Genomic DNA, 7,764 nt, shown 5'->3' with positions numbered 1-7,764 from the left:
GGGTATTTGGGCGTGGATCGACGCCCAAACCGCTCTGTTGGGCGTGTTTTGTTGGGCGTCGCCCAACATGCTCTGACCTGCAACGATGTCGCCANTTGGGCGTGTTGGGCGTTGTTGGGCGTATCNGCCCAATTCTGGGGTGTCACAGCGGGGCGGGAAGGAGGTCTATATATGTACTAGAACAAACATAATCACAAGCATATTAAGAGACCCCCTCCCCCGCTGTGACCCTCAGATTCGACGGATACGCCCAACAACGCCCAACACGCCCAAGTCGGCACATAACCCCAGGTCAGAGGGTGTTGGGCACGCCCAACTATCCGACGCCCAACTGCCCGTTTCAGCCCCGATCCAGCCTCACCGCTGTGTCTACGGTGAAATCCACCGTGAGCGCGCCCCCTGGACATAGAAGTGCCCCGCCCAGGCTGGCTGGACGGGGCACTCGCACGCGCTGCGGACTACGAGGACTTCGCGTTGGGGTTCCACGCCCCGACGTACGTGACCTTGCTGCTGAGCACCGTGAACTCGGGGTCCGCCTCGAACCGTCGCCACACGGCGCGCATGTCCGCCGCGACCAGCTCGGGCGCTCCGTTCATGCGCTTCTTGAGGGTGCTGTGGAAAGCCCCCTTATTGCCGCGCTTAATCACGTAGTCCCGCGCGGATTCCCAGCGATCATTCGAGCGCTGCTCCTTTGTCCCCTCGCGTGCCCTATCCACCTCTGCGAGGCGGGTACCTTCCACGTGCGCCTCCTCGTTGCGTCCCGAAATCATCGCTGCCTCGCAGTACGCCCGCGACCGTCGCACGTACTCGAAGATGTAGCCCGTCACAGCCCAGATTTCCTCAGTCACTTCGAGACCCCCGTGCATCACCGCGAACATGACGGCGAGACGCTTGCGCGCGAGGAACAACTGTGACTCGGGGTCCAGCTCGCCCGTCGCATCGGACTTCATCGTCACCTTGTGCGCCTTCGCCGTGACCTCCACCGACGGGCACCACACGATGCCACGGAAGGTCTTCGGGATCACGACCTGCGGGGGCGCGGGGAACGTACCGTCCGCACGGCGCGGGTCAGCGAGCGCGGGTGCGCCCACGAGCGCGTACGGGTCCGTCACCGCGCCCACGATCATGCGGTTGATTAGACCGAAAACGCGGCTCTTGAGAAGCGGCTCGGACGCACCCGGCTGGATACCTCCGAACAGGCACACGGTGTGAGGTCCGTTTGTGCGCCGCTTCGTGCCGCCGCCGCGCGTCGGGGTGCCCACAGGCTTGCCGCTATACGCGGACATGATCGTGGGGAAGTGCTGTGCGCCGCCTTGCGCCCCCGCCGTCAGCAGCGAAATCATCTCGTCGATCATCAGCATGAGGATCGGGTGCTCACGCATACGCCAGTCCTTCTCGCCGTCCGCCTCGTTCTCGAACTCCTCCATCAGGAGGTCCACCATCACCTGGCCCGAGCCCAGCTCGGTGCTGGCACCGTCCACGTCGGGCACTGTCCAACCGCGATCCGCCCAGTGCACGTCCTGCACGACCGCGCCCCACGGCAGGTAGCGGGGTGTGCTGCTGAGCCCCTTACCCGTGCCTGACTTGCCCACCGAGGCGACGTAGAGCGCCCCGCCGCTCAGTTCGTCCCACAGCAGGTCTGTGGGGATGCTCAGCGCCGTACGCGCGAGCGCCAGGAGGAGGAGCATCACGGGGTGTGCGTTGCGATCCCGCGCAGCGTGGAAGATCGCCCGCGTGCGGTCGCTGTAATCGCAGATCGCCCGCAGCAGCTCGGGCGAGCTGTGGAACCCCTTCGGGTACAGCTCCGTGTCGTCGGGATTGAAGCCCTGGCGGTGCACACGCCCCCACATCGCCACCATGTCGGCGCGCTGCTCGGGAGTGGCGGACTGCCACACCGTCGCGGGGATCGGAGCCCCCTTCGCCACACGAGCCGTGGTGGGCGCGTCGCTGGGGTCCGCGACGGGCACGTAGTCCATCGCGGCGTCCATCGCGGCGTCGGCGGCATCGACGAGCGCCAGGAACTCGCGCTCCTCGTCGGTCAGGTCATCGGGCACCGCATCCACGGCCTCGTCCTCGCTCTCGTCGTCATCGGCGGGCGCGTCGGGCACCGCCCGCAGCGGCACCACGGGTGCCACCGTGTCGTCGCCCTCAGCGGCCCCCGCAGGAACCGCCGTGGGGGCCGACGTAGGCGCGGACCCCAGGATCATGCGGCTCACGTCACCGCCCTCGGAGGGCCGTGCGAAGCCCTGTGTGCGGCACCAGTCCCCGAACGGCTTCCCCGACGCGCTAGAGACCACCTGGGCCTTCGTGTAGCGCCCTGGGCCGCGCCAGACGCTCTCCATCCCCTCGGGCACGCCCGTGGTCCACACCATCAGCGGTCCGCCGTACGTGGCATCCACGTCGGGGCGGAGGCACGACTCGTCGTGCGCCGTGGCGCTCTTGGGGTGAGCGCGCCCGCCAGGTGCCGTCCACACCGCACACCCACAGCTGTCCCGCCGCCCCGTGTCGATCCATCGCAGGTCGCCCAGGAGCGTCTCCCAGTCGGTGTCCTGGCTCCACTGGTCCAGGTCGCTCACCTCGCCCGATGCCTCGCGCTCTGCGCGGATCGCCTCGCGGCGCTCACGCTCCTGCGCACGGCGCATCGACTTATCGAGCAGCTCGTTCTTGATCCCGCGAGGCATGTCCTGTAGCCCGCCTTCGCCCCAGACGTACTCACCCTCAGCGCGGCGGCTCGGGGGCACCAGCACGTAGCGGTCGCGCACCACGAGGTCCACGGCGCGCAGGCCCGCCTCGTGCTTCACCTCGTCCGTGGCGTCCTCGGGCAAGGGTCCGCGCGGGTCGTCAAGCGTGATAGCGGGGAACTCGCGCGGGAGCGGTGTGCTGCCGACCCGCAGCCAGAAGTGCGCGCCGCCCTTGTGAATCCACTCGCCCTTCACTTTCGCGCCTGGGCTCATCACGGTGGGCTCCAAGCCCCAGCGCTCGCGGACGAGAGCGACGCCTTCCGCGTTGTCGGCGTCGAGGACGACCATGCGCTCGGGATCGACGCGCACGGCCAGGTTCGGGTCATCGTCCTTGTGCGCCGCGCGGTAGCGGTCCAGGTAAACCCGCAGGCGGTCGAGGTCGCGGGTTGCCAAGTGGACGCCGCGTGGAGCTTCCAGCTTCGCCCACTGTGGGTTGCCCGCCTTCTGTTGCGCAGCGCGGTAGGCGCGGTCGTCCTCGTTCTGCATCTTCGAGGGGCGGTAGTCAGCTGGCTCCTTGGTCAGGTGGTTGACCAGGAGCACGGACAGCTCCATCGTCTCCACCAGGCGGACGATGGTGTCCCACAGGGGGTCGCGCTCGGGGGTGGTGCCGTTATCGGGGGTGGTGCTATCGTTCATGGTGTTCCTTTTGCAGAGGGGGAACGGGATTTCAAAGCCGCCGTGGTGGGCGGCTTTTCCCGTATCTGGGGTAGGTGAACGCGACTAAGCCGCGCAGGACTCTTCCTGCGCGGCTTCGGTGTTCGTCGAGGGCGCGGCGGGTTGCCCCAGCCGATTGAGGTCGGCGATGCTCACGTAGAGCACCTGCCCGATGCGGGTGGCGGGCAGCCACCCGCGCTTGATCATGTGTCGGATCGCGCGTACGTCGGTGCCCATGAGCGGGGCGGCGACGCGGAGCGGGACACGCTGAGCCACTACGCCATTGATGACGGGCGGCTCGATGGGGGTAACGGTGAGTGCGGTCATGGAGTGCCTCCAAGGTCGGTGGGATCAGACCTGGGGCTCCTGCGCAGCAACCCTGTCCGTGCGGGTGGCGCAGCGATCCAGTGCGCCCCATCCTCGCGGATGGGACTCGCCTTTCGCGTCGGCGGTGGAGCAACGCGACGGACTCGCGCTACAACCATTCTTACCACACGCAACCACACGCGACAATCCCTCGACACACCGCTGTGTCACCTACTCCCCCAGCGCAATTCACGCACTTTTCTCAGACACGAGGGGACCGTCCTAACCCCCGCCCCGACCCCGCCCAATTCCCAGATAGCGCCCGTGACCCCATCCGCCCACGTCGCCGCCCCTGCCCGCCCGAATCTCGGATAGAGGGTGTGGACGATCCAAGGTGTTCGTTAGTACATCTGTACGACACGCTGCGCCACGCCCGAGCGCGTGTGATGGGTCTGAACAGGGATTTTATGGTTGCACACCCGTTCGATCAGGCATACATTGTTACTGACACACAACAACGGCGTGATCACACAGACCGCCCATCAAGACAGGAAACAGACACACCATGAGCCTCCGCCGCTTCGCCACCAAGTCCGAGCTGGAAGAGCAGCTCGGTCCCGACCTCGCTTCGCACATCTGGTCCGCCGCGAGCCCCAGCACCGACGAGTTCGGAAACGAAACCGCCTCCGTGGACCCTGTTTTCGGCGGAACGTTCGTCCCCGCCGAGTCGGGTATGGAGGCGGAAATCAACGTCACCCGCGCCATCGCCCGCCTCGACGCGCTCAAGGCTGAGCTTCGGAAGGTGCGCTGATCGCCATGTACGCCAAGACATTCGGCACCGTCGTGGTCGGGACGGGCCTCGCGCTCGCCCTGACCGCGTGCGGGCCAGCGGACGGGGGACCGTCCACCAGCCCCGCGCCCGCGTTCTCGACCATCCCCGCGAGCACGCCCATGGACACGGGCTACGCGGCCCAGGTCATGCGCGAGTTCCGCTACGCCCACGACCGCTGCGGCAACGCGCCCTCAGCGGGCAACGCCGTGGACCCCGTGCAGTGCAGCCGCGCGAGCGGGATGATAGACACGCTCCCAACCCCGTGCATCAGCGGAAGCCCCGACGTGCCCGCTGACGTGGAGAAATGTGCCGCCGCCCTGCGCGGTTCGGCTCGTCCCTCGGCTGCCCCCGCGACCGCGACCGCCGCCCCCGCGACTGTGCCCACCACACCTGTGCCCCTGCACGACGATCCGACCGCCACGATGACCGTCGCCGACCTGTTTCACGCCCTGGACGAGCGTGGCGTGCTCCCCATCAACGCCACCAAGGTCGTCGCGACGGGCAAGCGGACGATCACGTACTACGCGCAAGCACGCGAAATCTGCGATGACCTACGCGGATCGGCGACCCCCGCCGACTACGAGATGTACTGCGGCTCCCGCGACACCGCGCGCCGCACCCTCCCCGCACGCTGCGTGGTCGAGGCCGAGCGCGCGACCCCCGCTCCCGATGCCTCCGAGGCGTGCGGGCTCGCGCTCGCCTACGTCGAGAAGGTGACGGGAAAGTGAACGCGCGCAAGCAGATTGCCGCCGCCTCCCTGCTCGCCGCCCTGGCCGCGCCCGCGCTCGCGGGGTGCGGGGATGGGGGCGCGCTCGGACCCGACCCCGCCGCAACATCGGCCCAGGCGACTGCCGCCGCGCGCGACCAGATGCGCCGCGCGCACGAGGATTACGTGGCGTGTATGCGCGAGGAGCAGAACAGCCCGCTGCCCTCCTCGGGCGCGCAGGACCGCTGCGAAACACACGTATCCGCGCGGGGCGGATACGTCTTCGACTGCGGGCGCGACTCAGCGTCGTCCACCCCCGATCCTGAGCGGCTGGCGGGGTGCGCCGACGACATGATCGAAGCCGCTGCGAGCGGCACCCCGATCCCCACCGTGACCTCGGCCCCGACCGCCGCGACCGCCACCCCTGCCCCGCAGGCATCGAGCAGCAGCAGCGGGATCGGCTCCGCCCTGGTCGGCTTCGTCCAGCTCGCGCTCGGCGCACTGTGCGTGCTCGGTCTCCCCGCCCTCGTGATCTGGGGCGCTTTCGCAGGTCGTCGCCGCGCCCGCGCGGTGCATCGCCAGGGTGCTGCGTGGCAGCAGCCAGCGCCCGCACCTGCGCCGATGTACGACTCGCGCACGGACTACGACGCCTTCGACACGCCCCACGACACCCCCAACAACCCCTGGGCCTGACGGCCCCGCGACCCACCCCGAGAGGAGACCCGATCACCATGTCCGCCCGCAGCCGCATCAACAAGCGCCTCCGCGAGGAGCGCTACGGCGACGCTCTGTACTGCATCCGCGCGATCACGCAGCGGGACACCGCGACCGTGTGGCTCGCGCCCGTGCGCGGGGGCCGCGCCGACATGAAGCTGGTGGACAAGCTCAGCGACCTGATCCTCGGTTCCATCGGCGGGTATGAGCACGTCTGGGAGCTGCGCCGCGAGGGCCGAAACTTCGTCATCCACGCGGGACGCGTGGAGCGCAAGGCGATGGAGCAGCAGATGGCCCAGGCGCAGCAGGAGTACGAGCAGCAGCTCGCCGAGCGCGAGGTCATCCGCCAGCCGCCCCGTGCGGCCACCATCGCTCGCATCGGTCTCGACGGCCAGCCCGCCGCCCCTGGACTGCACGAGTACGCGATGTTGCCAGAGTGGCTCCGTCGCAGGGCTGCGGTGATCATGGCCGAGTACGACATGGACACCGCCGTGGACCTGTGGCTGCACGCGGGCCTCGGACGGCGCACCCCCACCCCCGAGGGCGTGCTCATCGACGTGCCCACCATCGTCGGGATCAAAGCCGAGCGGGACGGGATCAGCGTGGCGCTGCGCATGATCGACGGCCAGACGCTGCCCATGTGGGAGAAGGCGATGCCTGGTCTGCGCAGCCTCCTGGACGCCCCGCAGCTCACCGTGCGCCAGCTCACCGTGGGGCACGCGGAATTGAGCTGGCACGATGTCGATGCCTTTGCCTCGCAGAGCTTCTCCCGCACCGAGCCCGTCGCATACGACTGGACCTCCAACTCGTCCACGCTCGGGCTCACCTCCGTGGGCGAGCCCGCCGTCATCCCGTGGCACAACAACGCTGGGATGGTCGTCGGAGGTGTCCCAGGCAGCGGCAAGACCGCCAGCATGATGCCCGCGTTCGCGGGCATGGCGGGCCACGTCGAGCTGCGCATCCACGACGGGAAGGCGGGGCACGACCTGTCCGTGTTGGAGCCCATCGCCGTCGTCTTCGACCGCAGCGGCGACCTTGAGCCCGTCCTCGCGGACACCGACGAGCTGGTCTCGCTCATGCGCGCGAGGGTGGATCAGATGCCCGCCCTGTTCGGCGGGGAGAGCAACTTCTGGAACGTCGCCCCCGCCGTCCGCGAGGCGGCGGGCGTGTACCCGATCATCTGCGTGATCGACGAGTGCCAGACGTACCTCGACGATTCCGGCCTGGAAAAGGACGAGAAGGCCGTGGTCTCGCAGATCAGGAAGAACGTGAGGACGCTGATCCAGAAGGGGCGCTCGGCAGGGGTGATCTGCATCCTCACCACGCAGAAGCCCGACGCGAACAGCATCCCGACAGTGATCCGCGACAACGCGGCTCTCCGCCTGGCCTTCAACGTGTCCACGGGCGCGCAGGCGACCACAATCCTGCCCACCATCGGCGACGGCGATCCCACCCCCACGGCGATCACGACGGCGCAGAAAGGTCGCGCGGTGATGGAGGTGGAGGGCAAGGGATTGTCCGCCGTGCAGTCGTTCTACGTCGCCCCCATCGACATCGCGCGGTGGCTGAAAGACGCCAAGCCCGTGCCGAGTCAGGCGGCGCGGTTCGGTCTCGCCACCGCCATGTCACCCGCCGTGGCGGACCCCTCGCCCGCTGACCTGATCAAGCCCTCGACGGTGCGCAAGCCCGTCGAGCCCGAGCCCGCTGCTGCTCCCGCGTCGTCCGCGTCCGCCTGGCGGATTACGTCGGCGGGCGTCGAGCGGGCCGAGCCCGAGCCCACTCCCACCCCTGCACCGTTCATCCCCCCGACC

The 7,764-nt window shown here is 68.6% G+C and carries 6 protein-coding genes; 4 read left to right on the top strand and 2 right to left on the bottom strand.

Going from position 1 to position 7,764, the window contains the following annotated elements; genetic code table 11:
• Window positions 1-458: 458 nt before the first annotated feature.
• On the bottom strand, window positions 459-3,377 hold the full coding sequence (locus tag ACNAYW_RS24440) for a bifunctional DNA primase/polymerase (RefSeq protein ID WP_415852195.1): 2,919 nt from the start codon (window positions 3,375-3,377) through the stop codon (window positions 459-461).
• An 84-nt stretch (window positions 3,378-3,461) separates the two neighbouring features.
• Window positions 3,462-3,722, bottom strand: coding sequence for a hypothetical protein (locus ACNAYW_RS24435; RefSeq protein ID WP_415852194.1), 261 nt, complete (start codon window positions 3,720-3,722; stop codon window positions 3,462-3,464).
• Window positions 3,723-4,266: 544 nt separating this feature from the next.
• Between ACNAYW_RS24435 and ACNAYW_RS24430 the strand changes: the two genes are divergently transcribed.
• The 4 genes from ACNAYW_RS24430 to ACNAYW_RS24415 all read left to right on the top strand — a co-directional run.
• Entirely contained in the window at window positions 4,267-4,512 is a 246-nt protein-coding gene (locus tag ACNAYW_RS24430) for a hypothetical protein (protein ID WP_415852193.1), read from the top strand.
• A gap of 5 nt (window positions 4,513-4,517) precedes the next feature.
• Window positions 4,518-5,261 (top strand): hypothetical protein, encoded by a 744-nt coding sequence (locus tag ACNAYW_RS24425; RefSeq protein WP_415852192.1) that lies wholly within the window; start codon window positions 4,518-4,520, stop codon window positions 5,259-5,261.
• On the top strand, window positions 5,258-5,932 hold the full coding sequence (locus tag ACNAYW_RS24420) for a hypothetical protein (protein ID WP_415852191.1): 675 nt from the start codon (window positions 5,258-5,260) through the stop codon (window positions 5,930-5,932). Before ACNAYW_RS24425 ends, ACNAYW_RS24420 begins: the two co-directional genes overlap by 4 nt.
• A 38-nt stretch (window positions 5,933-5,970) precedes the next feature.
• Window positions 5,971-7,764: hypothetical protein (locus tag ACNAYW_RS24415; protein WP_415852190.1), on the top strand; the 1,794-nt coding region annotated here is incomplete at its 3' end.

The organism is Tsukamurella ocularis (assembly GCF_965138335.1).
In the GTDB taxonomy this organism is placed as follows: domain Bacteria; phylum Actinomycetota; class Actinomycetes; order Mycobacteriales; family Mycobacteriaceae; genus Tsukamurella; species Tsukamurella ocularis_A.
The sequence above is the reverse complement of the archived record's forward strand: the minus strand, read 5'-3'. Positions and strand labels throughout refer to the sequence as shown.

What these genes read in the sequence shown, in the direction of transcription:
- ACNAYW_RS24440 (WP_415852195.1), bottom strand. Translation starts at nt 3,377, where the DNA reads ATGAACGATAGCACCACCCCCGATAACGGCACCACCCCCGAGCGCGAC.
- ACNAYW_RS24435 (WP_415852194.1), bottom strand. Translation starts at nt 3,722, where the DNA reads ATGACCGCACTCACCGTTACCCCCATCGAGCCGCCCGTCATCAATGGC.
- ACNAYW_RS24430 (WP_415852193.1), top strand. Translation starts at nt 4,267, where the DNA reads ATGAGCCTCCGCCGCTTCGCCACCAAGTCCGAGCTGGAAGAGCAGCTC.
- ACNAYW_RS24425 (WP_415852192.1), top strand. Translation starts at nt 4,518, where the DNA reads ATGTACGCCAAGACATTCGGCACCGTCGTGGTCGGGACGGGCCTCGCG.